Source organism: Sporichthya brevicatena (assembly GCF_039525035.1).
Classification (GTDB): domain Bacteria; phylum Actinomycetota; class Actinomycetes; order Sporichthyales; family Sporichthyaceae; genus Sporichthya; species Sporichthya brevicatena.
Window position 1 is genome coordinate 18,196 of the sequence record NZ_BAAAHE010000036.1, and the last position, 26,209, is coordinate 44,404.

The 26,209-nt window shown below is 71.0% G+C and carries 25 protein-coding genes; 7 read left to right on the forward strand and 18 right to left on the reverse strand.

Annotation, left to right across the window (positions count from 1 at the left end; genetic code table 11):
• Positions 1–342: 342 nt before the first annotated feature.
• From ABD401_RS18395 to ABD401_RS18410, 4 genes are all read right to left on the reverse strand, one after another.
• Positions 343–1,956, reverse strand: a complete 1,614-nt coding sequence (locus ABD401_RS18395) for an ABC transporter substrate-binding protein (protein ID WP_344607404.1) — start codon at positions 1,954–1,956, stop codon at positions 343–345.
• A 242-nt stretch (positions 1,957–2,198) separates the two neighbouring features.
• Positions 2,199–3,299: an acyl-CoA dehydrogenase family protein gene (locus ABD401_RS18400; protein ID WP_344607406.1), complete on the reverse strand. Its 1,101-nt coding sequence runs from the start codon at positions 3,297–3,299 to the stop codon at positions 2,199–2,201.
• A gap of 40 nt (positions 3,300–3,339) precedes the next feature.
• Entirely contained in the window at positions 3,340–4,560 is a 1,221-nt protein-coding gene (locus ABD401_RS18405) for an acyl-CoA dehydrogenase family protein (protein WP_344607408.1), read from the reverse strand.
• Positions 4,557–5,723, reverse strand: a complete 1,167-nt coding sequence (locus tag ABD401_RS18410; protein ID WP_344607410.1) for an FAS1-like dehydratase domain-containing protein — start codon at positions 5,721–5,723, stop codon at positions 4,557–4,559. The genes ABD401_RS18405 and ABD401_RS18410 overlap by 4 nt, the downstream gene beginning before the upstream one ends.
• Before the next feature lie 363 nt (positions 5,724–6,086).
• On the opposite strand from ABD401_RS18410, the gene ABD401_RS18415 reads away from it, so the two are divergent.
• Genes ABD401_RS18415 through ABD401_RS18430 form a run of 4 tightly spaced genes read left to right on the forward strand, consistent with a single transcriptional unit; the run spans position 6,087 to position 9,645 of the window.
• Complete coding sequence (locus ABD401_RS18415) at positions 6,087–7,142, forward strand: phosphotransferase family protein (RefSeq protein ID WP_344607412.1); 1,056 nt, start codon at positions 6,087–6,089, stop codon at positions 7,140–7,142.
• Between the two features lie 19 nt (positions 7,143–7,161).
• The gene (locus ABD401_RS18420; protein ID WP_344607414.1) at positions 7,162–8,046 is read left to right on the forward strand and encodes an alpha/beta fold hydrolase; all 885 of its coding nucleotides are present in this window, start codon (positions 7,162–7,164) and stop codon (positions 8,044–8,046) included.
• Between the two features lie 54 nt (positions 8,047–8,100).
• Positions 8,101–8,862, forward strand: coding sequence for a 3-hydroxyacyl-CoA dehydrogenase (locus ABD401_RS18425; RefSeq protein ID WP_019877506.1), 762 nt, complete (start codon positions 8,101–8,103; stop codon positions 8,860–8,862).
• A 9-nt stretch (positions 8,863–8,871) separates the two neighbouring features.
• Positions 8,872–9,645: an enoyl-CoA hydratase/isomerase family protein gene (locus tag ABD401_RS18430; protein WP_344607417.1), complete on the forward strand. Its 774-nt coding sequence runs from the start codon at positions 8,872–8,874 to the stop codon at positions 9,643–9,645.
• A 95-nt stretch (positions 9,646–9,740) separates the two neighbouring features.
• Here the strand turns inward: ABD401_RS18430 and ABD401_RS18435 are convergent, their stop codons facing one another.
• The 6 genes from ABD401_RS18435 to ABD401_RS18460 form a co-directional block, all read right to left on the reverse strand.
• Positions 9,741–10,496 carry an SDR family NAD(P)-dependent oxidoreductase gene (locus tag ABD401_RS18435; RefSeq protein ID WP_344607419.1) on the reverse strand — a complete coding sequence of 252 codons (756 nt, stop codon included), beginning with the start codon at positions 10,494–10,496 and terminating at the stop codon, positions 9,741–9,743.
• A gap of 20 nt (positions 10,497–10,516) precedes the next feature.
• Positions 10,517–11,011 (reverse strand): MarR family winged helix-turn-helix transcriptional regulator, encoded by a 495-nt coding sequence (locus ABD401_RS18440; RefSeq protein ID WP_344607421.1) that lies wholly within the window; start codon positions 11,009–11,011, stop codon positions 10,517–10,519.
• A gap of 182 nt (positions 11,012–11,193) precedes the next feature.
• A complete protein-coding gene (locus ABD401_RS18445) occupies positions 11,194–12,798 on the reverse strand; it encodes an ABC transporter substrate-binding protein (protein ID WP_344607423.1) in 1,605 nt (534 codons plus the stop codon).
• A 155-nt stretch (positions 12,799–12,953) separates the two neighbouring features.
• Entirely contained in the window at positions 12,954–14,300 is a 1,347-nt protein-coding gene (locus ABD401_RS18450; protein ID WP_344607425.1) for an FAD-dependent oxidoreductase, read from the reverse strand.
• A 70-nt stretch (positions 14,301–14,370) separates the two neighbouring features.
• Positions 14,371–15,636 carry a LuxR C-terminal-related transcriptional regulator gene (locus ABD401_RS18455; protein WP_344607427.1) on the reverse strand — a complete coding sequence of 422 codons (1,266 nt, stop codon included), beginning with the start codon at positions 15,634–15,636 and terminating at the stop codon, positions 14,371–14,373.
• 4 nt (positions 15,637–15,640) lie between these two features.
• Positions 15,641–16,471 (reverse strand): SDR family oxidoreductase, encoded by an 831-nt coding sequence (locus ABD401_RS18460; RefSeq protein ID WP_344607429.1) that lies wholly within the window; start codon positions 16,469–16,471, stop codon positions 15,641–15,643.
• A gap of 188 nt (positions 16,472–16,659) precedes the next feature.
• Here ABD401_RS18460 and ABD401_RS18465 point away from each other — a divergent pair, with 188 nt between their 5' ends.
• Positions 16,660–17,820 carry a thiolase family protein gene (locus tag ABD401_RS18465; protein WP_344607431.1) on the forward strand — a complete coding sequence of 387 codons (1,161 nt, stop codon included), beginning with the start codon at positions 16,660–16,662 and terminating at the stop codon, positions 17,818–17,820.
• Between the two features lie 94 nt (positions 17,821–17,914).
• On the opposite strand, the gene ABD401_RS18470 is transcribed toward ABD401_RS18465, so the two are convergent.
• The 6 genes from ABD401_RS18470 to ABD401_RS18495 form a co-directional block, all read right to left on the reverse strand.
• Positions 17,915–18,232 (reverse strand): PRC-barrel domain-containing protein, encoded by a 318-nt coding sequence (locus ABD401_RS18470; RefSeq protein WP_344607433.1) that lies wholly within the window; start codon positions 18,230–18,232, stop codon positions 17,915–17,917.
• Positions 18,233–18,297: 65 nt separating this feature from the next.
• Positions 18,298–19,527: an NAD(P)/FAD-dependent oxidoreductase gene (locus ABD401_RS18475; protein WP_344607435.1), complete on the reverse strand. Its 1,230-nt coding sequence runs from the start codon at positions 19,525–19,527 to the stop codon at positions 18,298–18,300.
• Between the two features lie 6 nt (positions 19,528–19,533).
• On the reverse strand, positions 19,534–19,731 hold the full coding sequence (locus ABD401_RS18480; RefSeq protein WP_019877519.1) for a ferredoxin: 198 nt from the start codon (positions 19,729–19,731) through the stop codon (positions 19,534–19,536).
• On the reverse strand, positions 19,732–21,069 hold the full coding sequence (locus tag ABD401_RS18485; RefSeq protein WP_344607438.1) for a cytochrome P450: 1,338 nt from the start codon (positions 21,067–21,069) through the stop codon (positions 19,732–19,734).
• Positions 21,070–21,116: 47 nt separating this feature from the next.
• Positions 21,117–22,163, reverse strand: coding sequence for a zinc-dependent alcohol dehydrogenase (locus ABD401_RS18490; protein ID WP_028985041.1), 1,047 nt, complete (start codon positions 22,161–22,163; stop codon positions 21,117–21,119).
• A 160-nt stretch (positions 22,164–22,323) separates the two neighbouring features.
• A complete protein-coding gene (locus tag ABD401_RS18495) occupies positions 22,324–22,722 on the reverse strand; it encodes an SCP2 sterol-binding domain-containing protein (protein WP_019877522.1) in 399 nt (132 codons plus the stop codon).
• A gap of 188 nt (positions 22,723–22,910) precedes the next feature.
• Between ABD401_RS18495 and ABD401_RS18500 the strand changes: the two genes are divergently transcribed.
• Both ABD401_RS18500 and ABD401_RS18505 read left to right on the forward strand, forming a co-directional pair.
• Positions 22,911–23,579 (forward strand): TetR/AcrR family transcriptional regulator, encoded by a 669-nt coding sequence (locus ABD401_RS18500; protein WP_019877523.1) that lies wholly within the window; start codon positions 22,911–22,913, stop codon positions 23,577–23,579.
• Positions 23,580–24,458, forward strand: a complete 879-nt coding sequence (locus tag ABD401_RS18505) for a prephenate dehydratase (RefSeq protein ID WP_344607442.1) — start codon at positions 23,580–23,582, stop codon at positions 24,456–24,458.
• A 99-nt stretch (positions 24,459–24,557) separates the two neighbouring features.
• Here ABD401_RS18505 and ABD401_RS18510 read toward each other — a convergent pair whose 3' ends face one another.
• Together ABD401_RS18510 and ABD401_RS18515 are read right to left on the reverse strand one after the other, a co-directional pair.
• The gene (locus tag ABD401_RS18510; protein ID WP_344607444.1) at positions 24,558–25,352 is read right to left on the reverse strand and encodes an alpha/beta hydrolase; all 795 of its coding nucleotides are present in this window, start codon (positions 25,350–25,352) and stop codon (positions 24,558–24,560) included.
• On the reverse strand, positions 25,349–26,200 hold the full coding sequence (locus ABD401_RS18515; protein WP_344607446.1) for an alpha/beta fold hydrolase: 852 nt from the start codon (positions 26,198–26,200) through the stop codon (positions 25,349–25,351). Before ABD401_RS18515 ends, ABD401_RS18510 begins: the two co-directional genes overlap by 4 nt.
• Between the last annotated feature and the right edge of the window lie 9 nt (positions 26,201–26,209).

The window sequence follows — 26,209 nt, forward strand, 5'->3', positions numbered from 1 at the left end:
GAGCCAAGTCAGGTCATTCGCCGCTATCTGCGTTCCCACCCGGACCAGTGGCCGGCGATCGTCGCCGACATCGAGCGCCGCCGACTCACGACGGTCCCGCTCGACATGCTGATGCAGGTCGTGCAGGAGCACGAGGCGGCCCAGCAGCAGTCGACCCCGCTCTTCCTCGCCGGCTGACCGAACCGGCCCTCCGGCGCCCGCAGCGGGCCCCCTACGCGCCCTCGTCGGCGCGCGCTTCCCCACGCCTCCTCGTCGGCGCCTCACACGCGACCGGGGCGGGCACCGAATCGGTGCCCGCCCCGGGTTGTGCGGAGCTGCTACGCCGGGATCACCGGCGATCGATCACTTGCCGGTGTAGATGTGGAACTGGTCGGGGTCCGGCTGGAAGCCCGACGGGGAACCGTCCGGGTTGGAGACGGTGTTGGTCGACGTGTACTTGTACATGTACTCGTGACCCTGGCCGTTCTCCGGGTTCCAGGTCTGGTCCGTGCCACTGCCACCACGCTCGGCCTTGCTCCACGAGAACCGCTGGTCGAGCGAGGCGTCGGCGGCGTAGATGTCGCCGTTGCCGAGCTGGGCCATCAGGCGCTCACGGGTCAGGTTCGGGCCGACCGCCTTGGCGGCGCGCTCGAAGACGAGGACGCCGACGTAGCTGGCCTGGACGATGTGGTGGTTCAGACCCTTGTTGCCGCGGGCGTACTTGTTCATGGTCGCCATGAACTCGGCGCCCCACAGCTTGTAGGTCGTGTTCGTCCAGTACCGGTTGACCGGGTGCTTGCCGAACAGCGAGCCCAGGATCTCCGTCGCGAGGTGGTTACCCGAGATGCCCTTGGGCGGGTAGTAGCCCTGCTGCGCGGCCTCGACCATGAACTTCGTCATCGTCGCGGGGTTGATGACGTAGTGGACGATGTGGTCCGGGTTCGCCGCGCGCATCGAGAGGATCTGCGCCGACATCGAGGTCTCCGAGATGCCCACGTCGATTTTCTTGACCATCTTCGCGCCGCTGTCGTCGAGGATGCGCTGCACCTCGTTGCACGAGAGCTGCATCTCCGGGCTGGTCAGGCAGACCAGGCCGTAGGTCTTCGGCTTGATGACGTTCTTGACCCACTGAGCGTTGGCCATCGCCTCGTGGATCATCGACATGTGGGTCGGGAACATGTACGGGTCCTGCCACTCGGTCTGGGAGTACGCCCAGGTACCGATGGCCGGAATCTTGTACTGCGCCAGGTCCGAGTGGATCGACGCCGAGGCCCAGCTGGAGTAGCTCAGGAAGGCGAAGACCTTGTCCTGGCCGACCAGCTTCTTGATGCAGGCCTTCGAGCGCGAGACCTCACCCGGACCGTCGTCGCAGTCGACGAGGGACATCCGGCGACCGAGGACGCCGCCGCGGTCGTTCACCGAGGCCATGGTGGCCTTGATGCCGTTGACCAGCGGGGTGGCGAGCAGGTTCCCGAGCGCGATGCCGTGCATCGTCACGGTGCCCATCTTGATGCTGTCCTTGGTGATGCCCATGTCCGTGGCACCGTTCTTGGACGCCGCGATGCGCTCGTTCTCCGCACGCTGGGCCTCGGTGTCGATGGCCGTCAGACCCTTGAGGTCGGCCGCCTTCGCCGTCTTGGCACCGGCCGAACCCTTGGTGCCGGTCTTGGCCGCTGCGCCCTTCTGGCCCTTGTTCTGGCCGGCGACGGGGGCCGCGCCCGCGTCACCCGTGACCGGGGCTGCGCCCGTGGCGCCCTCGGCGACCGGGGCAGCGCCGGCGGGGGCGTCGGTCGTGCCCGTGGCCGCACCGGACGCATCGGCCGGCGCCGCCCCGACGTCGGCCGCAACCGCGCCGGGGTCCTGTTGTGCTGCGTTGTCCGCGTCGTCACTACCGCCGCCGCAGGCACTGAGAATCAATGCCGAACTCACGACGATGGGTAGGACGGCGAGCAGACCATGCTTCTTCGCTCTCCGCACCTGAATCTCCTCAGGGTGAATGGCGCGCGCTCACGCACGCATCGGGACGCCGCCACTCCGGGCTCCGACCGCCTGGAGATCCGAAGAAAGTGGCTGAGAAAATCTTGGCCTTCGCGTGCGCTGGGTCACATCGCCCGAAATGGGTATTTGTCACCCGGACGGGGGACCTGGGGGTACTTTTTCCCGCTTGCGCCACGCTCGGCGCGGCGGGTTGACGGGCTCTTGGCCCCGAAGTCTGGCCCTCAAAGGCCCGCGAGGTCCGCCACGGCGAGTCGGTGGGCAGCAGCGCCCCCGACGAGGGTGCCGGCGGCTCGGGCGCGCCGGTAGTACAGGTGCATGTCGTGCTCCCAGGTGAAGCCGATGCCGCCGAGCAGGTGCACGCCCGCCTCGGTCTGGACGCGGTAGTCCTCCCCCGCCCGCAGCGCGGCCACGTGACTCGCGAGGTCGGCCTCGCCCGCCCCGTTCTCGGCCGCGACGGCCGCCCAGCGCGCCGCGGCGTGCGCGGAGCGCGCGGCCCCGTAGAGCTCGACGCAGGCGTGCGCGACGGCCTGGTACGAGCCGATGATGCGGCCGAACTGCTGCCGGGTCTTCGCGTACTCGACGCACGTGCCCGCGCACCAGTCCAGCCCGCCCGCGGCCTCGGCGGCCAGGGCCAGCCGCAGGTGCCGCCCGACCACCGCGAGCAGCGGCGCGGCGCCGCCGGGCTCCCCCAGCAGTGTTGCCGGGGTCTCGGCGAGGTCGAGCGTCGCCAGACGGCGCGTCAGATCCATGCCGGTCATGGGCGCGGACGTGCGGCCCGCGGCACCGGGCTCGACGACGAACAGGGCGTCTCCGGCCGGGGTACGCGCGAGCACGACGACGAGGTCGGCCGCGGAACCCGCGATCACGTGCCACCGGCGGCCGGTCAGCCGCCAGGCGCCGCCGGACTCGGTCGCCGTCACGCCCTCGCCGGTCCAGTTCCCGCGCCGGTCGGCGAGCGCGACCGTCGCCACGGTCTCGCCCGCCGCGACGGACGGAACGGCCGCCTCGGCCCCGGCCGCCAGCAGAGCGGTGGTCGCCAGCGACGTGGCCAGGAACGGGCCCGGATACAGGGCGCGGCCGAGCTCGTGGTGGACGACATTCGCCGCCGACCAGCTCAGCCCCAACCCACCGTGCTGCTCGGGGACGAGCAGGCCGCACAGCCCGACGTCGCCGGCCAGGGCCTTCCACGCCGTGGCGGCGTAGCCGGCCTCGGAGTCGAAGTCCGCGCGAACCTGCGCGATCGGCGACAGGTCGGTCAGGACGTCGCGCACGGTCTCGGCCAGGGCGCGCTCGTCCTCGCTGGGCACGAGCTCGGCAGTCATCTGATGCTCCCTCAGGTCGTCGCCGACGTTCCGGTCTCGGTCAGCTGGGCCGGGGTAGGCCGAGCACACGCTGCGCGACGGTGTTCTTGAGGATCTCGTCGGTCCCGCCGCCGAGCCGGAAGCCCGGGGCGCCGAGCACGAGGCTCGACCAGGCGTAGGTCCCCCACTCCCCGGTGTCGGCCGCGACCTCGGGGCCGAGCAGTTCGGAGACGAAGTCGCCGAGCCGGCGCAGATTGTCCGACAGCGCGATCTTGCTCAGCCCGATCTCGGCGCCGGGCGGACGACCGGCCCGGGCCTGGGCCCCGACCACCTCGTTGACGTACCGCGCCGCGCGCAGGTGCGAGACGACCTCGCCGAACTGCTGTCGCACCGCCGGGTCGTCGTCGAGCCCCTGGTGCCGGACCAGCCCGGCCAGCCGGTCGGTCGAGAGGATCCCGACCCCGCCGAACGAGCTGCTGCCGAGCGAGTTGCGTTCGTTGGCGAGCGTCGTGATCGCGATTGTCCAGCCCTCGCCGACCTCGCCGAGCCGGTCGGTGTCCGGCACCACGACGTCGTCGAGGAAGACCTCGTTGAACGCCGCGCCGCCGGTCATCTGCCGCAGCGGACGGACGGTCACGCCGGGAGCATGCATGTCGACCAGAAAGGCCGTCAGATTCTTGTGCCGCGGCTCGGGCGACGTGCGGCAGATGATCTCGCCGATGTCGGAGAGGTGGGCACCCGAGGTCCACACCTTCTGCCCGCTGATCCGCCAGACGTCGCCGTCCCGCACCGCCCGCGTGCTGATCGAGGCCAGGTCGGACCCGGCCCCGGGCTCACTGAACAGCTGGCAGGCGATCTTCTCGCCGCGGTAGAGCGCCGGCAGGTAGCGCTGCTTCTGCTCCTCCGTGCCGTGCTGAAGGATCGTCGGCGCGATCATCCCGAGCCCGATGGTCAGCGACGCGTCGCCGGGGACGTCGAACTGCCGGCTGACCTGCTCGAAGGCACGCTGGTACGCCGCCGGGAGCCCGGCCCCGCCGTACTCGGTCGGGCCGGTGATCCAGCCGTAGCCGGCCTCCCACAGGCCCGCCCGCCACGCCCGGATGGCGTCGACGGCGTCCGCCTCCGAACTGGGGTCCGGCTCGGCGAACACGCGGATCTCGTCGCTGCCCTCGCCCCACACGAAGCGGCGCTTGCCGGTGTCGGCCGCCGCGACGGGGTAACGCTCGGCCAGCCAGGCCCGCGCCGCCGCAGTGAACTCCTCGAGGGAGGGTCGCTCGCTCATGCCCGGGCCCGGCGCCCCGCCGGGGAGCCGTCCTCGCCACGCACCGGCAGGGCCACGACGGCCCAGCCCGGCATCACGGTCTCGCCGCGCTGGTTCACGGCAGCGGTCCGAATGTCGACGACGTGGTCGCCGTCCTCGTCGACCCGCTTGCCGGTGATCGTGCCGGTCAGCCGGACGACGTCGGAGAGGTACACGAACTTCCGGTACTCCGAGTGCGCCGACTTGATCCAGGCGTGGTCGCCGGACCAGTGCGTGAGGTGGTGCAGCTGCCAGCACTGGCGCTGGAACCCGACGTCGTACTGGAACGCGACGCTCATCGCCCGCGCCGCCTGGTAGTTGTAGTGGACCGAGTAGATCGGCTCCTTGGCGCCCGTGATCGGGTCGCGGAACGCCCACGCGGGGTGGGCGGCGTAGTCGTGCAGCGCGGCGGCGTGGGCCTTCAGCCGCGGGATCGGCGTGCCGCCGCCGGCGACGAAGGCGATCTCGTCGGTGAGCCCGATCGGGCCCTTGGTGACGACGTCGAGTTCCTGACCTTCCGTCACATCGTCCCAGTAGCGGGGTTCCGCACCACGCGGGCGCTCGGCGAGGACCTGCGCCTCGATCTCGGCGATCTCCTCCTCGGCCCACGGGTGCGGCAGCTGCGGCTGCGGCTTCGCGTTCGTGGACTTCTGCTTCTGCGAGGCGCTGCCCCGCTCGAAGTTGATGACGTTCCATTCGATCGTCGCGATCAGCTCGCCGTGCTGGTTGTGGTAGCTGTTGCAGAACTTGTCGGTCACCGTGCGGCCGGCGAAGCTGCTCGGCGACGGACCGTCGAAGCCGGTGTACACGCAGGACGCGTCGACCACGTCGCCCCAGTAGACCGGGCGGTGGAAGGTCAGCGTCGACTCCGAGTGGAACGACCCCAGCCCCGGCCAGCCGAACTGGATGCCGGAGAAGCAGCCGATGATGAAGCTCGGCGGGGCCACGGGCGCGCCGTACGGCGAGGCCGTGGCGTGCTCGGCGTCGGTCCACAGCGGGTTGATGTCGCCGATCCCGCCGACGAACTTGGTTACCGCGATCCGCGAGGCCAGTTCGTTGTTCACCGAGTGGTCGATCCGCAGGTTCGCGCCGACCTTCGCCTGCATCGAGGCGATCATCTCGTCGGTGATGACCGCCTGCGGCATCTGGGCTTGCTTCTCGGCTGGTTTTGCTGTCTCGACGCTCACGCGGTCCCTCGCACTCGACTCCGGTCCACAAACGCTACGGCTCAATAGTCTAGTTGTCGAGTATTTGTGACGCGACTACCTGGTCCGGCGGGGCCGATCTGCGCACTCGGCGCACCTCGGCCCCGACCCCACCGCCCGCACCGGTGCTCAAGTGCACACTCGGCGCACCTCGGCTCCGACCGCCGGTTGTCGGGCGCATCCCCCGGGGGGTCGTCGGGGGGAGGTCGGGGGGAGGTCGGGAGGCGGAGCCCCCCGACTGTCGGGGTCGTCGGGGGGAGGTCGGGAGGCGGAGCCCCCCGACTGTCGGTATACATGCATCCCATGAGCGATCCGTCAGCCCTGACCGCCGCGTGGACCGAGAAGGTGCTCGCCTGGCTGCCCGGCGTGCTGCCCGGGGACGGGCCGATCGAGCTGGAGCCCCTCGTCGCGGGGCACTCGAACCTCGTGTTCGCCCTGCGCCGGGGCGAGGACCGCTACATCCTGCGCCGCCCGCCGATGGGCGAGTACGCGGCGTCCGCGCACGATGTGCTGCGCGAGGCACGCCTGCTGACGGTGCTCGCCGACGTCGGCTCGACCCGCACGCCGCGGGTCGTCGCGATCGCCGAGACCGGGGACGCCGCCGGCATCGGACCCGCCTACGTCATGACGCGCCTGCCCGGCGAGGCCATCCGGACCGAGGCGCCGCCATGGCTGGACAGCCCGGAGAAGCGCGCGACGGTCGGCCGGGAGCTCGTCAGCGCGCTCGCCGAGCTGCACGCGCTGCCGATCGAGCCGTTCGAGGCCGCCAAGCTCGGCCGCGCCGGCGGGTATCTGTCGCGTCAGCTGAAGCGGTGGTCCGGCCAGCGGGACGAATTCGTCGCCAAGGGCGTCCGTCCCCTCGCCGACGAGCCGCCGATCCGCGAGTGGCTGTTCGCGAACCAGCCCGAGGAGCGGGCCTCCACGCTCGTCCACGGCGACTTCAAGCTCGACAACGTCCTCGTCGACCCCGAGACCAGCAGGGTCACCTGCGTCCTGGACTGGGAGATGGCGACGATCGGCGACCCCCTCGCCGATCTCGGATTCCTCCTCTCCTTCTGGCCGGACTCCCCCGAGACCGCCGCGGTCTTCTCGGAGCTGCTCGGCGAGGTCACCCTCGGCGAGGGCTTCCCGGACCGCGCCGGCCTCGTCGAGATCTACGCCGAGCTGACGCAGCAGAAGCTCACGATGGACGATCTGCGCTGGTACCAGGTCCTCGCGATGTGGAAGATGGCGCTCCTGCTCGAGGCCAGCTACACCCGCCACCTCGCCGGAACCACGGACGACCCGTTCTTCGCGTGCCTGGACACGGCGAACCCGCGCCTGCTCGCCGCTGCCCTCGCGCTCACGAAGTCCGGCTGATCCGGCACGGGAGTCGACGGTGAACCCCGAGCGACTGCGGGTCTCCGCGAACGGTCTGGCGTTCGAGGTGCTGGTTTGGGGCCGCCCGGACGATCCGCTCGTCCTGTGCCTGCACGGGTTCCCCGACACCCCGTGGACCTGGCGGGAGCTCGGCCCGTACCTGGCCGCGCGCGGCCGCCGCGTGGTCGCGCCGTTCCTCCGCGGCTACGCGCCGACCGACCTCGCGCCCGACGACGACTATTCGGCGCCGGCCATCGCTCAGGACGTGCTCGCGCTGCACGCCGCGCTCGGCGGGGACACACGGGCGGCGCTGGTCGGCCACGACTGGGGCGCGGTCGTCACCTACGCCGTCACCCAGGCCGCGCCGGCGACGTTCGCGCGGTACGTCACGCTCGCGGTTCCGCCGACGGCCGCCGTGATCGCCCCGTTCCGCCGGCGCGCGACGCTGACCATCGGCCTGGGCCAGTTGCGCCGGAGTTGGTACACCGCGTTCAACCAGCTGCCCGGGATCGCGGAGCGCTCCCTGGACCGCTTGATCCCGAAGCTCTGGCGCGACTGGTCCCCCGGGTTCGCCGGCCGCGGCGACGCCGAGACCGCACTGACGGCGCTGCAGCGACCGGAGAACCGCCGCGCCGCGCTCCGCTACTACCGGGACAACCTGCGCCCGGGCGCGATCCGGACCGGCATCGCCCCGCTCGGCGCGCCGCTGCTGTACCTGCACGGGGTCGACGACGGCTGCATGCGCGTCGAGCTCCTGCCGCTCGCCGAGCCGCACCTGCCGCCCGGCAGCCGCGCCGTCGCGGTCGACGACGCCGGCCACTTCCTCCAGCTGGAGAAGCCGGAGGTCGTGAACGGCCTGATCGGCCGGTGGATCGCCGAGCGGGACCCCAACGGTCAGCGCTGACCGTGGAGGTGGCATCCTCCTGTTACCCCCGAGTAGTTGGCAGAGGAGAAGCACGTGAACATCAGCGGAAGCTCCGCCCTGGTCACCGGCGGGGCCTCGGGCCTCGGCCTGGCCACCGTCAAGAAGCTGCACGCGTCCGGCGCCAAGGTCGTGATCGTCGACCTTCCGTCCTCCGACGGCGAGGCCGTCGCCAAGAGCCTCGGTGAGGGTGCGGTCTTCGCCGGCGCCGACGTGCGTGACCCCGAGGCCGTCCAGGCCGCGGTCGACGCCGCGGGCGCGCTCGCCCCGCTCCGCGTGGTCATCAACTGCGCCGGCATGGGCTACGCGATCAAGACCCTCGGCAAGGAGGGCCCGCACGACCTCGAGAGCTTCGAGCGCACGATCACCATCAACCTGATCGGCACGTTCAACGTCATCCGCCTCGCCGCCGCGGCGATCGCGAAGAACGACGAGGTCGACGGCGAGCGTGGCGTCATCGTCAACACCGCCTCGGTCGCGGCCTTCGACGGCCAGATCGGCCAGGCCGCGTACTCGGCGTCGAAGGGCGGCATCGTCGGCATGACCCTGCCGATCGCGCGTGACCTCGCCTCGACGAAGATCCGCGTCGTCACCGTCGCCCCGGGCCTGTTCAAGACCCCGCTGTTCGACAGCCTGCCGCCGGAGGCGATCGCCTCGCTCGAGAAGTCGGTGCCGCACCCGTCGCGCCTCGGCGACCCGGCCGAGTTCGCCGACCTGATCGACCACATCGTGTCGAACCCGATGCTCAACGGCGAGACGATCCGCCTCGACGGCGCGATCCGGATGGCGCCGCGGTAGAAAGTCCTCATGGCTCCCCTCCGGATCGAGCGGGACGGGCCGCTGGCCGTTCTGACCATCGCCAACCCGCCGCTCAACCTGTGGGACGCCACGACGGGGCCCGCGTTCGTCGCGGCCCTCGACACGCTCGACGCCGACCCTCCGCGTGGACTCCTGGTCCGCGCGGAGGGTCGCGTGTTCACCGGGGGTGTCGACGTCCACCTGTTCTCGGGGTTGGACGCCGAACGCGGCACCGCCCTCGCGCGCGAACTCCTCGGCATCGCCGACCGGATCGCCGCGCTCCCGTACCCGACGGTCCTGGCCGCGCACGCCCTCTGCCTGACGTGGGGCTTCGAACTCGCCCTGGCCTGCGACCTCCTCCTCGCCGCCGAGGGCGCGCAGTTCGCCCTGGTCGAGCAGATCGTCGGCCTCAGCCCGTTCATGGGCGGGCCCCAGCGCCTCGCCCTGCGCGTCGGCCCGGCGCGGGCGAAGGAGTTCGTCTACACCGGCGACCGCTACGACGCCGCGACGCTCGAGTCGTGGGGCGTGGTGAACCGCGTCCTGCCCGCCGACAACTTCGACGCGACCGCACGCGAGGTCGCCCGCTGGCTCGCGAACGGACCCACCCGGGCGCACGCGATGACCAAGCACCTGATCGACACCGCCTGCTCCGCCGGTGCACCCGCCGCCACCGCGATCACGGCCGACCTCGCCGGCGCCCTGTTCGAGACCGCGGACACCCGCAACGCGGTCGCCTCGTTCCTGGCCGACGGCCCCGGGAAGGCGACCCACTCCGGGCGGTGATCCCGGCCCCCGAGACTCCCGAAAGCGCAGCATGGCACCCGCGAAGGTCAAATCGGGGTGACGTAGTGCGCTTTCGGGAGTGATGCCGCGTCGGATCAGAAGATCGTGTAGCCGCCGTCGACGACGATCTCGTTGCCGGTGTGGAAGGTCAGGCCGGGGTCCGCGAGGAACGGGGCGACCGCCTCGAACTCCTCGGGGTCGGCCCAGCGTCGCACCGGCGTGCGGGCCGTCGTCGCGGTCATGAACTTCTCGCTGGCCTGGGCCTGGGCGTTCAGCGGTGTCCGGGTCCAGCCCGGGATCAGGATGTTGCACCGGACCCGGTGGCGCGCGAGCTCGACCGCCAGCGTGCGGCCCAGACCGATCAGCGCGGTCTTGCTGGCGGCGTAGGACGCCTGACCCGCGCCGCCGTAGCGCGAGATCGTCGAGGAGACCACGACCATCGAGCCACCGGTCCCCTGCTCGATGAAGACGCGCGCGGCCTCACGCGTGGTGAGGAACGCGCCGTCGAGGTTCACGCGCATCACCTCGCGCCAGTCCTCGAAGGCCATGTCCTGGATGGGCGCCGCGGCGTGCATACCGGCGTTGGCGAAGAAGCAGTCGAGCCGGCCGAACTCGGCCAGCGTCTCCTGCATGGCGGTCGCGACCTCGCCCTCGTCGCCGACGTCGCAGCGGACGGGCAGCACGCGGCGTCCGTGCACCGCGAGCATGGCCGCAGCGCCCGCGTTCCGGGACTTGTTGCGGCCCCAGATCGCCACGTCCGCCCCGGCGCGCGCCGCTCCGGCCGCGAGGGAGAGCCCGATGCCGGAGTTGCCGCCGGTGACGACGACGGTCCGGCCGGTCAGATCGTGCACGCCGACTCCCGGTACTCGCGCTACTTGGTGTCACCCAGGCCGCGGCGCACCGCGCGGAGGTCCGCGGTGATCCGGTCGGCGGTCGCGTCGTCGACACCGGGCAGGCCGAACCCTACGGCCGCCAGCGCCTTGCTCGCGCGGGTGGCCGTCTCGTCCCCCTCGGGAGTGAGCTCGGCGAGCACCGTCCGCCGGTCCGTCGGGTGCGGCCGCCGCGCCACCAGGCCCGCGTTCTCGAGCTGGTCGATGACCATCGTGACCGTGGTCGGGTGGACGAGCAGCCGCTTCGACAGCTGTCCGAGCGGACGTGACGCCCCGTCAGACGCCTGCAGCGTGATCATCACCATGTAGCCGGTACGCGTCAGGCCCTGCTCCTTGAGGACGCGGTCGACCTCCTCGGTCATCAACGCCGCGGCCCGCATCACCGAGAACAAGGCGGCGAACTGAGCGGGAGCCGGCGCCCCACGGGCCTCCCACCGCGCGCGCATCCACCCGATCGCGTCGGAATCCTCGGCCACGGCGTCTCCTGTCGTCCGGGCTTCCGCCCTCGCCCGCAGGATACTGCAGCGTCAGATATTTGGGCACTGGAGCAATCACGAAACGCCGACGTCCCGGCCGTGAGGAGGCGGCCGGGACGACGACGGGGGATGCTCTGGTCAGCGCGCCCGGAGAGCGGGGACGCGCGTCGTTCGGCGGTCGGTCACTTGTCCGTGTAGATGATGAACTGGTCCGGGTCCGGCTGCCAGCCGTTCGGCGACCCGTCGGGGTTCGAGGCCGTGTTCGTGGTGTTGTACTTGTACATGAACTCGCGGCCCTGCCCGTAGTTCCGGTTCCAGGTCTGGTTCTCCTGCGACCCGCCGCGTTCGGCCTTGGAGTACGAGAACCGCTGGTCCAGCGAGGCGTCCGAGGCGTACACGTCCCCGTTGCTCAGCTGCGCCATCAACCGCTCGCGCGTCAGGTTCGGACCCACGGCCTTGGCCGCCCGCTCGAAGACCAGGGCGCCGACGTAGTTGGCCTGGACGATGTGGTGGTTCAGACCCTTGTTGCCGCGGGCGTACTTGTTCATCACGGCCATGAACTCCGAGCCCCACAGCTTGTAGGTCGTGTTCGTCCAGTACCGACCGGCCGGGTGCTTGCCGAACAGCTGGCCCAGGACCTCGGCCGCGAGGTGGTTGCCCGAGATCCCCTTCGGCGGGTAGTAGCCCTGCTGCGCGGCCTCGACCATGAACTTGACGATCGTCGCGGGGTTGATCACGTAGTGCACGATCGTGTCCGGGTTCGCCGCGCGCATCGCGAGCACCTGCGCCGACATCGACGTCTCCGAGATTCCGACGTCCATCCGCTTGACGAGCTGCGCACCCGAGGCGTCGAGGACCTTCTTCACCGCGTCGCAGGAGAGCTGCATCTCCGGGCTGGTCAGGCAGATCAGGCCGTAGGTCTTCGGCTTGACGACGTTCTTCACCCACTGCGCGTTGGCCATCGCCTCGTGGATCATCGACATGTGGGTCGGGAACATGTACGGGTCCTGCCACTCGGTCTGGGAGTACGCCCACGTCCCGACGGCCGGCAGCCGGTACTGCGCGAGGTCGGAGTGCACCGAGGCGCTGGCCCAACTCAGGTAGCCGAGCAGCGCGAAGACCTTGTCCTGCCCGACCAGCTTCTTGATGCAGGCCTTCGACCGCGAGACCTCGCCCGGGCCGTCGTCGCAGTCGACCAGGGAGAGCCGCCGGCCGAGGACGCCGCCGCGGTCGTTGATCGAGGCGAACGTCGCCTTCGTCCCGTTGAGCATCGGGTTCACGATCAGGTTGCCGAGGGCGACGCCGTGCATCGACACCGTGCCCAACTTGATCGAGTCCTTGGTGACGCCCATGTCCGTGGCGCCGTTCTTCTGCGCCGCGATCTTCGCGTTCGCCGCCCGCTGCGCGGCGTTGTCGATGCCCGTCAGGCCGGCGGTGTCCCCGACCTCGGTCGTGGCGGCCTTGGTCTTCCCGCTCTCGGACTTCGCATTGGTCTTCGCCCTGGAGCCCGACTTCGCGGCGTCGGCGACGGGGGCGGCGCCGGTGGCGTCGACCGGAGCGAGACCGGCGTCCGCCACTCCCTCCGCGGTCCCCGTGTCGACCGGCGCGGCCCCACTGACGTCCGGTGCGGGCGCGGCCTCGGCAGCGGTGTCGAGGGCGGCGGCCGGCTCCTGCTGGGCGGCGTTCTCGTCGCTGCCGGAACCGCCGCCGCACGCGCTCAGCACCAGCGCCGCGCTGACGACGAGGGGAAGGGCCGCGAGCAGACCGTGCTTCTTCGCTCTGCGCATGCTCACTCCTTGAGTCGGACTCACACCTGACGGAGGCTCAGGTGTTTCCCGAGAGCAACGCCAGTATTCGGCGGGCCCTCGAGGGCTACACCCCCCGTAGGGGGTAGATCCCGGTCCTTTGGGGGGACATGTCTCCCTCCACCGGGGCAGTCGGTCTACGTTCCCTGCAGGGTGCGGACGACGCGCTCCGCAGCGAGTTGCCCGCTGCGCACGGCACCCTCCACCCACGGCGCCGTCATGTGGTCGCCGGCGAGGTCGATGCGCGACCCCGGCAGAGCCGCACGGGCCGCACGGAGGCGTTGCACCGACCCGGCGGTGAACGTCGGCGTGTACGGGTCGTGGCGTACGACCCGACGCCCCGTCACCTGACCCACCATCTCGGGGTGCAGTTTCTCGACGTCGCTCTGCAGTTCGTCTGCGAGCTGTTCGTCGCTCTTCGTGGCCGCGCCCGCACCGTTCGCGGCGGTGACGAGCCACAGCCCGCCCGCGCGCACCCAGCCGTTCGCCACGTAGACACCGCCGACCGTCCGGCCGGCCACCTCCGGCGGGGTGATCACCTCCATGCCCACCGGCCGCCCGCCCGCCCGCAGGGTCAGGGCGTCACGAGTCCGGAGGTACACGAAGTCGATGCGCGAGTAGACCGTGCGCGTCAGGTGCTCCCGGACGGGCGCGGGGGCCTGCGGCCACAACCGGGCCGAGACGTCGGCGGGACAGGCGAGCACGGCCGCCCGGGCGCGGAGCGACCCGCCGTCCGCCGTCCGGACGACGACGCCGGCACCGTCCTCCTCCACCCGCTCCACCGCCGTGCCGTACCGGACGTCCAGGTCAGCCGCGACCGCCTCGACCCATCGGCTCGCCCCGCCGCGCAGCTCGCAGAGGTCGCCGGTGAAGACGTGCAGCTGCAGCGCGAGCATCGCGTAGGAGATCTGCTCACTCGGGACGCCCCAGAGGAATTCGTGGGGGCCCGCGGTGAAGTAGGTCGACGCTCGCGTCGTCAGACCGGCCGAGGCGGCCCGGGTGTCCAGGTGCGCCAGTCCGACCAGGTCCCCCAGGTCCCGCGAGGCCGCCCGCTTGGCGAGGAGGGCCGGGATCGCCGCGCGCACGACGGACAGCCGGTCGCGCCACCCGAGCGCACCGAAGGCGACCGGACCCCACAGAGACCCGTAGTCGACGTGCTCCCACTGCTCCGCCACGCGGACGCAGGCGGAGAACGCCGTCGGCAGGGCGACAACGTCGCCGGCCAGACCGAGTTCGCCGAGCAGGGCACGGAAGGCGCGGTAGCCGGCGGTGTGGAAGATGCCGCCGTGCTCGTAGTGGTCGGAGCCCTCCCGCTCCGTTCGGATGCGTCCCCCGGAGTACGACTCGCGCTCCAACAGACGGACCGTCAGCCCACGGGCCGTCAGTTCCCGCGCCGTCACGAGTCCGGCCGCGCCGGCCCCGACCACCACCACGTCGACGTCCATGTCGACGTCCAGCTCCAGGTCCCGCTTCAGGTCAGCCATGGCGGGAGCGTAGGGATCCGCACCCGGCCCGGGGATCCGCACTCGGGGGTGGAACCGTCCCCCTTCCGGGTTACTCCCCCGGCACCCGCTGCTGCCGCTCGAGCTGCACCCATCGCGAGACCGCCTCGGCGCGGTTGGAGGCGCCGAGCTTGCGGAGGATGTGCTTCACGTGGGTCTTCACGGTGCCCTCGGAGATCACCAGGCGCCGCGCGATGCGCGCGTTGGTGTCGCCCTCGGCCATGCGGCGCAGCACCTCGACCTCACGGCGGGTCAGCGCGGCCTCGCCGTCCTCGCCCGGCGCGAGGAAGGTCTGCAGGAACGCGTGTCCGTTCGAGGCAGGCGGATCGCTCGGCGGATCGAGCGGCCGGTGCAGCGACCAGTCCGCCACGGGCAGCGCGGTCGTCACTCCGCTGACCAGGTTGCCGAGGTCGACGCGAACCGCGTTGAGCCGGTCCAGGACGGCGCTGCGGGCGAGGGCGTACCCGAGGCCCTCGCCGAAGGCCGCCAGCACCTCGCGGTCGGTCTCGTCGAGGTTGCGCTTCTGGTAGTAGCAGTCGGCGTGGAGGAACCCGACCACGCTGCCGTGCGCGACGATCGGCGCCGCGACGTAGGACCGGGACAGGGAGGTCTCCGCGATGGGCCGGTTCACACCCGGGTTCTGCTGGGCGTCCGAGATCAGCAGCGCCGTACCCCGGCGCACCATCTCCCACTCCGGCACGTTCTCGTCGAGCACGACGGGGTTCTCCCGGCCGGCGGCGAGGATCTCCTCCGCCCACCGCGCGTCCCGGCCGACGTAGACCGTTTCCGGGAGCCAGCGGCCGTGGTCGATGCGCGAGACGATCGCCCGGTCGAAGCCGAGACTGCACACCGCGACCGCCGCCTCGTTGACCAGGGTCGCCGTCGCGTCGATGCGGCGCAGGGCGGCCAGCGCCTCCCGAACGCGGCCCAGAGCGGCGTCACGCAACTCCAGTCGCTCGTCGCGGATGTCGTCGTCGAAGGCCTTGAGGTCGCGGATCAGGTCGATCAGGTCGTCCAGCGCCGGCGTCGACCCGTTGAGGTGCGCACCCGACCCGTTCGTCCCGGCCGGGTGACCGACCGGGTGCGTACCGAGTGCGCCGAGGAGGATCTCCCACCCGGCGGCAATTACGTCGTGCGCGGCGGCGTAGTCGACGACGAGCGCGGGGTCCCAGAGGTCGTCGCGCCCGGTCAGGTCGGCGACCCGGCCCAGCAGCGCGCGCAACTGCTCGCGGCGACCCGCGGGCAGCAGGTAGCCACGGCCGGGCCACGGGGCGCCGGGGTCCCGGGAGCGCATGAACTCCACGCGGGAGCTGCTCACGACGTCAGCTCACGGGGTCGACGAACAGGTCCGGGGCGAAATCGGGGCCGGCGCCGTACTTCGACAGATCGGTGACCCCGGCCGCGGCCAGGACGTCGTCGTCGATCAGGCACTCCCCGGACCGCCGTGGACCGGTGAAGATCGCGACCGCCGCGTCGCCCATGATCTCGGGCGAGCGGGAGGCGTCCGCGGCGCCCGGAATCAGGTTGATCACCGCGGCCGTCGCGATGGTCGTGCGCGGCCACAGGCAGTTCGCCGCGATGCCGTCGGACTCGAACTCGGCCGCGAAACCCAGCGTCAGCAGCGTCATGCCGTACTTGGAGAGCGTGTAGGCCGGGTGCGGGCCGAGCCAGCGCGGCGCCAGGCTGATCGGCGGCGACAGCGTCAGGATCTGCCCCGCGTCGGAGCGCTTGAGATGCGGGACGCACGCCTTCGACAGGACGAAGGTGCCGCGGGTGTTGATCTGCTGCATCAGGTCGAAGCGCTTGACCGGCAGCTCCTCGGTCCCGGTCAGGTTGAGCGCGCTGGCGTTGTTGACGCAGATGTCGATGCCGCCGAACGTCTCGACGGCGGTGTCGACCGCGCGCTGGACGTCCTCCTCGTTGCGCACGTCGCCCACCACCGCGACGGCCTTCCCGCCCGCCGCCTCGATCTCGGCGACCGCGGTGTGCACGGTGCCGGGCAGCCGGGGATCCGGCTGGTCGGTCTTCGCGAGGAAGACCACGTTCGCGCCCTCGCGCGCGGCGGCGACCAGAATCGCCAGGCCGATGCCACGGCTGCCGCCCGACATGACGATCGTGCGGCCGGCCAGCTTCTGGGACGATGCCGTACCCAAGGGGGACTCCTTCGCCGGGTACTACGCGGGGTACTCCCGCCGGGTCCGGGGGGATGAACCGGACGGCCGGAGCCTAGTGGGCGGGGTCATACACCGGAAACCTTGACATCGCCTCCAGTCAACGGTGACTGTTTGAGAGAGCTCCCTTACTGGCGAGTACACCGCCCCCGACCTCTGGAGACCGACACATGCGCGATGCGGTCATCGTCGATGCAGTCCGTACCCCCCTCGGCAAGCGCAACGGCGCCCTCGCGGGCGTTCACCCCGCCGAGCTGTCCTCCCACGTCCTGACCTCCCTCGTCGAGCGCACCGGCATCGACCCCGTCGTCGTCGACGACGTGGTGTGGGGCTGCGTCATGCAGGTCAACGAGCAGGCCATGAACGTCGGCCGCACCGCCGTGCTCTCGGCCGGCTGGCCCGAGACGGTCACCGCCACCACCGTCGACCGCGCCTGCGGTTCCTCGCAGCAGGCCGTGCACTTCGCCGCGGCCGGCCTCATCTCCGGCCAGTACGACGTCGCCGTCGCCGGCGGTGTCGAGTCGATGACGCGCGTCCCGATGTTCTCCTCGTTCGCCCCCGGCGAGCCGTTCGGCCCGAGCTTCAACGCCCGCTACCCCGGCGACGCTCCGAACCAGGGCATCGGCGCCGAGATGATGGTCGAGCGCTGGGGCTTCAGCCGCACCCAGCTCGACCAGTTCGCGCTCGACTCGCACGCCAAGGCCGCGGCCGCGCAGGACTCCGGCGCGTTCGACTCCCAGATCGTCCCGGTCAAGGCTCCCGACGCCGAGGGCAACCTGCAGCTCGTCACCACCGACGAGGGCGTCCGCCGCGGCGGCACGCTGGAGGCACTGGCCGGTCTCAAGACGGTCTTCCGCCCCGAGGGTGGCGCGATCACCGCCGGCAACAGCTCGCAGATCACCGACGGCGCCTCGGCGCTGCTGATGATGACCTCCGAGAAGGCGAAGTCGCTCGGCCTCACCCCGATCGCCCGCGTCCACACCGCGGTGCTCGCCGGTGACGACCCGGTCATCATGCTCACCGCCCCGATCCCCGCGACCCAGAAGGCACTGACCAAGTCGGGCCTGAAGATCAGCGACATCGGCGCGTTCGAGGTCAACGAGGCGTTCGCCCCGGTCCCGCTCGCCTGGCTTCAGGAGCTCGGCGCCGACCCGGCCGCCCTCAACCCGAACGGTGGCGCGATCGCCCTCGGCCACCCGCTCGGTGGCTCCGGCGCCCGCCTCATGACCACCCTGGTCCACCACATGAAGGCCAACGGCATCCGGTACGGCCTGCAGACCATGTGCGAGGCCGGCGGCATGGCCAACGCCACGATCGTCGAGCTGCTCTGACGCGGCGCGCTCCGCGCGCGCCCACTGTGTCAAAAAAGGGTGACACCCCTTACTGCGAAGTAAGGGGTGTCACCCTTTTTTCACGGCCGGTTCTTCACGGCCGGTTCTTCACGGCCGGCAGGTGCCAGTAGTCGCGCAGCAGGGCCTCGTCGTCGGCGGTGAGCTCGCGGCGCGGGCGCAGCGGGGCCTCGACGATCTTCTCCCGGGGGTACGGCACGGTGACCGCCCCGCCCGCGACGTTGATCCGCGTCAGCGGGACGAGGTGCCGCTTCCGGCGGAAGCGGCTCGTCCGCACCTCGAGAAACTCCGCCCGGCCCGAGCCCGGGTCGACGTAGACGTCGTCGATCCGGCCGACGGTCTCCCCGTCGGCGTCGACCAGCGGCTGGCCCTTGAGCACCGAGCTGTCCGGCATGCAACCCACCCCCCACGTCCCAGTGTGCACCGGGAACGGCTTGTGGGGACGGGCTTACCCCAGGCTCAGCCGGTGATGCCGGCGAACTCCAGGGCCTCCGACCAGGACGCCCGCTGGGCGATCATGCGCTTGTACTTCATGATCTGGTTCTGCCGGTCGATGGTGAGCACGCCACCGAGCCGGTCGCCGCGCCGGTAGAGCGCGAGGAACTTCTCCTCGCCCAGTTCCTCGGAGACCACGCGGACCTCCTCGGAGTGCGGGATCCCGACGAACTGAATCCGGGACTCGTACCAGTCCGACCAGAAGTACGGCACGGCCTGCGAGGGCTTGGCCTCGTCGGGGAACAGCGCGTTCTTGGCCGCCAGGGCGCCCTGCTCGGCCGCGTTGGTCCACTGCTCGACGCGCATCATCTCGCCGTCGAAGAGCGGGTTCGGGAAGTGCGCGACGTCGCCCGCGGCATAGACGCCGGGCAGGCTGGTACGCAGGAACTCGTCGCAGAGGATCCCGCCGTCGCGCTCGTGCAGCGCGATGCCGGAGCTCTCCAGCCAGCCCGTGGACGGGCGGACGCCGATGCCGACGACGACCAGGTCGGCCTCGATGACCGTGCCGTCGTCGAGCACGACCTTCTCGACGCGCGTCGAGCCCTCGAGCGCCTTGACGCCGATCCCGCAGCGCAGGTCGGTGCCGTACTTGCGGTGGAGTTCGGCCGCGACCTTGCCGGTCTCGGGCCCGACCGACCGGACGAGCGGGACCGGCAGCGCCTCGAGCACGGTGCACTCCAGCCCGCGCTTGCGCGCGGCGGAAGCCACCTCGCTGCCGATGAAGCCGGCGCCGATGACGACGGTCCGCGCGCCCGCGTCGAGCGCCTTGCGGACGGCGAGGGCGTCGTCGAGGGTCCGCAGCACGTGGACGCCCTCGAGCGACTCGCCACCGGGCAGGTTCCGGGCATCGCCACCCGTGGCAATAATCAGCTGGGTGTAGGGAACGGCGTCGCCGTCGAGGAGGACGACCTGGCCGGCGGGCGCGAGTGCCGTGGCCGGCGCCCCCAGCCGCAGGTCGACGTTCATCTCGTCGCGGAGCGTGGCCTCGTCGCGGAACGTCGGCACCACCGGCGCGCCGTTCTCGTCCTCGTCGGCGTCGAGGAACGCCTTGGACAACGGGGGCCGGTCGTAGGGCAGATGCGGCTCGTTGCCGATCAGCGTGATGGGGCCGTCATAGCCGGATCGGCGTGCGGCCTCGATGGCCCGCAGACCAGCCAGAGAGGCGCCGACGACGACGAGTCGGGAGTTCCGCACGGGTGCTTAGTCCTCCACCAGAGTCAGGGCCTCGGTCGGGCACGCGTCGACCGCCGCCTGCGCCGCCGCGAGCTCGTCGGAACCCGGGGTGTCGTTGAGCACCTTCAGGCTGCCGTCGTCCTGGACCTCGAACAGGTCAGGCGCCTCGGCCTCGCACATGCCGAGGCCGGTGCACTTGTTGTAGTCGACCACGATGCGTGGCATTCATGTCTCCTTGCGCTCGGGCGTGAACTCGAAGTCCAGGTGGGTGACCGCCCGCATGAAGTTTGTCCCCATGAAGCGCGGGTTGCTGGTCTGAAACTCCGGGATCCGGAACAGCAACTCCTTCAGTGCGTGCCGGAGCATCATTTTCGCAAGCTGGCTGCCGAGGCAGTAATGCACCCCTCCCCCGCCGAATCCGCAGTGCGGGTTGGGATCCCGGGAGAGGTCCAGCTCCCACGGGCGGTCGATCAACGTGTCGTCGCGATTGCCCGACGCGTAGAGGAAAACCACCTTGTCACCAGGCATGATGCGCTGCCCGGCGATCTCCGTCTCCCGCACCGCGGTGCGCCGGAAGGTCATCACCGGCGTGCCGAAACGGATGAACTCCTCGACCGCCCCGTCAATGCGGTTGTCGAAGTCCTCGAGCAGCCACTTCTTCTGCTCGGGGAATTCCGTGAGCCCCATCACGGCGAATGTCGTGGTGTGCTGCGTGGTGTCGGTGCCGGCCACGGACATCAACACGAAGAAGGCGCCGATCTGCGCCTCGTCGAGCTGTTCGCCGTCGATCTCGGCGTCCATCAGCGCCTGCATGAGGTCGTCACGACGGTTCTGCCGTCGCTCCGAGATCATCTCGGCGGCGATGTCGTGCAGGCGGGCACAGGCCTCGACCTGGACCTCCTGCGGGTCCCGGCCGGCGAGCAGGTCCGGGTCGGCCCAGGCGACGACGTCGCGGGCCGCGGCCCCGGTCTCCTCGGCGAGGTGGTCCGGCACGCCCCAGATCGCGCAGTGGACTCTCAGCGGGAAGCGGCTGCAGAACTCGGCCGGAAAGTCGATCTTCCCCTTGTCGACGATGTCGTCGACGCACTGCGTGGTGATCTCGCGGATCTTGTCCTCCATGCGCCGGACCTGCCTCGGGGTGAAGGCGGAGGACACCAGCCGGCGCAGCTTCGCGTGCTCCGGGTCGTCCATCGCGAGGAAGGACTGCGACATCTCCAGGAAGATCGGCGGGAGCATGTCGAACAGCACGCCCTGCCCCGAGATGAAGGTCTCGTTGTCGCGGCTGACCCGCTGGATGTCCTCCAGGCGGGTCAGCGCCCAGAAGCCGGGGTCGTCCGGGTCCGGGGTCACCGCGTCCTCGACGGGACGCTGCCAGGACACCGGACGCTCCCGGCGCAGGATCGCGAACGAGCGGTCCTGATCCTCGAGCAACTGGCTCCAGAACGCCTTCGACGAGACGTCCACCGGGTCGTAGTCCGGCTTGTTCAGGTTCGTCGCCGGGAGGAAGTCGGCCTGGCCGTCGTCATCCCAGTCGATGTCGGGAAGCTGGTGCTCGATCGTCATTTCTGGTGCTCCTGTCCGGGACGTGACGGAGAGTCAGATGATCAGGATCAGCGTGCGGGGTCGAGCAGGATCTTCGTGGCCTCGCGAGCCTCGAACATGCGGTACGCCTCGGCCGCCTCGGTGAGCGGCAAGGTGTGCGAGATGACGGCGGAGGGCGAGAGCTTGCCGGCGGCGATGAGGTTGATGACCTCGTCCATGTAGAGCGTGAAGTTCGAGATGCCGCCGGAGATGTTGAGGCTCTTCATCCACATCTCGCCCCACGGCAGCTCCAGCGACTCCTCGGCGTAGGCGCCGGGGATGTAGAGCGAGCCGCCGAAGCGCGGCAGCTTCAGCGCGGTCTCCAGGGCCGACGGGTGACCCACGGCGTCGATCACGAGGTCGGCGCCGCGCCACTCGGTCAGGTCGTAGACGGCGTCGACGACGTTGGTCTCGTCGGCGTTGATACCGATGGCGCCGAAGGCCTCGGCCTCCTTCAGCCGGGAGGCGACCTTGTCGATCACGATGACCTTGCCCATGCCGAGCGCCTGGGCGGCCATCGCCGCACACATGCCGACCGGGCCGGCGCCGACGATCGCGACGATGTCGCCGGGGCGGCCGAAGTGACGGACCGACTCGTAGCCGGTGGTCATGATGTCGCCGACGAACAGGAAGTCGTCGTCGGTGCCGGCGGTGCCCTCGGGGACCTTCCGCATCGAGAGGTCCGCGGCGGGGACGATCACGTACTCGGACTGACCACCGTCGAGTCCGCCGAACGTCAGGCCCATGCCGTACATCCGCACGCCCTGGCACTTGCCGGGCTGCTGGCGACGGCACTGGTGGCAGAAGCCGCAGTTGACGACGCAGGACGCGACGCCGCGGTCACCCTCACTGAACAGGCCGACAGCGGAACCGACCTCGACGACCGTGCCGAGGAACTCGTGGCCGAGGCGCAGGTCGGGCTCGAGCTCCATACGCCCGTCGTAGACGTGGAGGTCGGTGCCGCAGATGGCGGTCTTCTCGACCTTCAGCAGGACCTCGTCGGGGCCGATCTCGGAGGGGACGGGCACCTCCTCGACGACCACGTCGTGCGGGCCCCGCAGCACCACCGCTTTCATCGTCGCCACGATTGCTCTCCTTCGTCTCGGACCCCGTCGCTCGGACAGGCTGTCCGGATTTTATGTCCGGGAAGCTGCGCGGCGGGCGCCGGGTCCGGGTGGTGCCCGGCGCCGCCGCGGCTGCAGTACGACGGCGCCGGTACGGCCGACGCCGGGGAGGTCAGCCCTGGGCGTCCTTCTCCGCGATCGCCTCGCGGTACATCGGGAACAGCGGCTTGGTCAGCGGGACGAGCTTGAGGATCTTGTTGACCGGGCCCTTGGCCTTGACCTCGCCCTTGGCCATGCCGACGGCGAGGTTGTACTCACCGCGCCAGAACTTGTCGGCGGTGTCGGCCTTCATCATCAGCGTCACGTCGGCCTCCTCGTCGATCGGACCGAGGACGACCTGCATCGGGTCGCGCATGACGATGTTCATCTCGACGTCGGGGTCCGTGTAGAGGACCTTCATCACGATGCCCGCGGACTTGAACTTCGGGCCGTTCTCCGGGTGCTCCGCGGCAGCGCGGAAGACACCACCGATGTACTTGTCGACCTCGTTGGCGTCGGCGAAGTAAGCCATGCTGAGCTGCTCCTTTGGCTAGTCGGTCGGCTGCCGGCCCGGGACGGCGAACCTGCAGCCTCCGCCCGAGCAGCATCCGTTACGTGTGCATCAGACCACATCTGCCTTCGGTGGTGTTCAACGCGCCGAACGGGATATCTCTTGGCAGGTCGAGGGGTATTCCGGCCCCGTTCACTACGCTGACGTGCGTGACGGACCCTGCGCAGGCCCCCTCCTCCGGCGGTCCCACCGACGGAGCGCCGGGCGCCGGCCGCCGACGCGGGGACCGGAGCGCGGACAGCCGCGCCCTGATCCTTGAGGCCGCCGTGAACTGCCTGGCCGAGAAGGGCTACGCGGACACGACGACGCTCGCGATCCAGGCGCGCGCCGGAGTCTCCCGCGGCCGTCTGCTGCACCACTTCCCCTCCCGCGACGCGCTGCTGGTCGCGGCCGCCCAGCACCTGGCCGCGGAGCGCCTGCTCGACGGCGAGCGTTGGGCCGCGGGGCTGGGTCCGGAGTCCGGCGGTGACCGCGAGCGGGTGATCGCGGCCGTCAAGCGGTGCTGGTCGACGTTCGAGCAGCCCTACTTCTGGGCCGCGGTCGAGCTCTGGGTCGCCTGCCGCACCCGTCCGGAGCTGCGGGAGACGCTCCGCCCCGAGGAGCATCGCCTCGGCGCGGCGATCCGGCAGACCGTCGCGGTCATGTACGGGCCCAAGCTCTCGGCGCACCCGAACTTCCCGGCGGTGCGCGACCTGCTCTTCACCTCGATGCGCGGGGTCATGCTCACCTACACCTTCGACGCCCGGGACCCGGCCGCGGACCGGCACCTACCGATCTGGATCGACGCGGCGCTGACCCTGCTGGAAGTTGAGGACTGAGTGAGTTCACCGTCTCCCGGTCGATCCCCCGGCCGGATCGCCTACCAGGGTGAGCCCGGCTCCAACTCGCAGCTGGCGTGCGCTCAGGCGTGGCCGGACCACCCGACCGTGCCGCTGCCGACCTTCGAGGACGTCTTCGCCGCCGTGGTCGACGGTGAGGTCGAGCGCGCGCTGATCCCCATCGAGAACTCCGTGGCCGGTCGCGTGGCCGACATCCACCACCTGCTGCCCACGTCCGGGCTGCACATCGTCGGCGAGCACTTCCTGCCGATCCACTTCCACCTGATGGTGCTGCCCGGCGCCCCGGTGGAGAAGCTGCGCACCGCGCACAGTCACGCCCACGCACTCGGCCAGTGCCGCAAGGCGATCCGCCGCCTCGGTCTGCGCCCGGTCGTCGCCGGGGACACCGCCGGCGCGGCGCGCGAGATCGCGGAGGCGGGCGACCCGACGGCCGCGGCCCTCTCCCCCGAGCCGGCCGCCGAGCTCTACGGACTTGAGATCGCCGAGCGCAACGTCGAGGACGAGGCGCACAACGCGACCCGCTTCGTCATGCTCGCGCGCGAGCCCGCGGAGGTCCCCGAGGACGCCCCCGACGTCGTGACCGCGTTCGTGTTCCGCGTCCGCAACCTGCCGGCCGCGCTGTACAAGGCACTCGGCGGGTTCGCCACCAACGGCGTGAACATGACCAAGCTCGAGTCGTACATGGTCGACGGACAGTTCGCGGCCACCCAGTTCTACGCCGAGGTGGACGGCCACCCCGCCTCGCCGGGTCTGGCGCGGGCCCTCGAGGAACTCACCTTCTTCGCGGCCGAGCTCAAGATGCTCGGCACGTTCTCCGGCTCCCCGCTCCGGCACGAGTTCGTCAACGCCGGCGACTGACGCCCCCGGGATGACGTCCCGGGGACGCCCCGTGTCAGCCCGCAGGAGGGCTGACACGGGCGCGTACGGGACGTCATCCCGCAGAAGGGTGACGAGGCGTCAGGCCACGCGGGCGACGAAGGTCGCGACCTCGTCGAGCACCTCGTTCTTGTTGGTCTCGTTGAAGACCTCGTGCGCGGCGCCCGGGTACGAACGGGCGAGGAGGTCGTTGCCGGCGACCTTCTCGACGAGGACCTTCGCCGACGGGTAGTCGGCGAGCTGGTCGGCCTCGCCGTGCACCCACAGCACCGGGAGCGAGAGCACCGGGCCGGCGGCGACGGCCTCGACGGCGGCGAACATGCCGACGAACGACTCCTTGATCAGCGGACCGTGGTAGACCAGCGGGTCCGCCGCGTAGGCCTCGCCCACGGCGGGGTCGCGCGAGAGCGCGGCCGGGTCGATGGGGATGTCCGGCAGGACCTCCATGTCGAGCAGCGGCGCCATCGCCGGGTTGCCGAGGAACGGGCCGGAGACGACGAGCCCGGTCAGCGCCGAGCCGTACCGCTGGGCGTAGCGCAGCGACATCAGCCCGCCCATCGAGTGGCCGATGAGCACCAGCGGCAGGCCGGGGTTCTCCTCGGCGGCGCGCGCCACGACCAGGTTCAGGTCGTCCGCCATCGCCTCCACGTCGTCCACGACCGCCCGCGGGCCGTCGGACCGGCCGTGGCCCCGGTGGTCCGGCGCGTACACGACGGCCCCGTCGGCGACCAGGCGGTCGATGACGTGCGCGTACCGGCCGGAGTGCTCACCGAAGCCGTGCGCGATCACGACGACGCGCTGTGCCGTGGCCGGCGTCGCCTTACGGACGACGAGCTTGCCCTGGGAGCCGGTGAGCTCGAAGTCGGTGGTGGTCATTCGGCGGGTTCCTCCGTCGCACGTCGGGTGGTTGGTGGGGTCGTGGGGTGGTCGACGCGGTCGGTGAACTCCAGGATCGTGCGCGTCACCAACGCGGGGTCGTCGTACATGGGGACGTGCCCGATGCCGGGCATCGTGAGGAACTCGGCGCCGGGAAGGATCTCCCGCCACGGCGCGCCGTAGCGCTTGTACGGGATCGTGCGGTCGCGCTCGGCCCACACGATGCGGACGGGGCAGTCGGCCGCGATCGCGAGCTCGCGGGTCGGGCCGGTCTGCCGAAGCGAGGCGAGCAGGCCGTCGAGCATCGTGCAGGCCTGCAGGTCCTCGTTCATGCCGGCGAGGTCCTCAGCCGGGATGAGGTCGCCGCGCAGCATCGCGGAGCGCAGCAGCACCTTCCGGGTACGCGGCTTCGCCATCAGTCGGGCGACGGACTTCCGATGCGCGGTCGCCTTCGCCACCTTGAGCAGCGTCCCGATCCGGCGCAGGTCGCGCTCGGAGGTGTACGTGCCCGCCGGCGAGAACGCGACGACGGACCGGCCGCGGCCGCGGGCCGCCATCTCCAGCGCGAGCCAGCCACCCAGGGAGTTGCCGACCAGATGGGCGCGGGAGATCCCCGCCTTGTCCATCCGGTTCTCCATGTCGTCCGCGATGACGCGGATGCCGTTGGGGCCGGCCGCGAGCTCCGGGCCGCCCCGGTGGCCGATCAGCGTCGGGACGAACAGCGCATGCCGCTGCTCGAGCGTCGGGATCACCGGGCGCCAGATGCGCCAGGACCCGTTGATGCCGTGGAAGAGCACCATCGGGGTCCCGGTGCCGCCCACGTAGGCATCGGTCAACGGCTCGCTCATCGCCGCCCT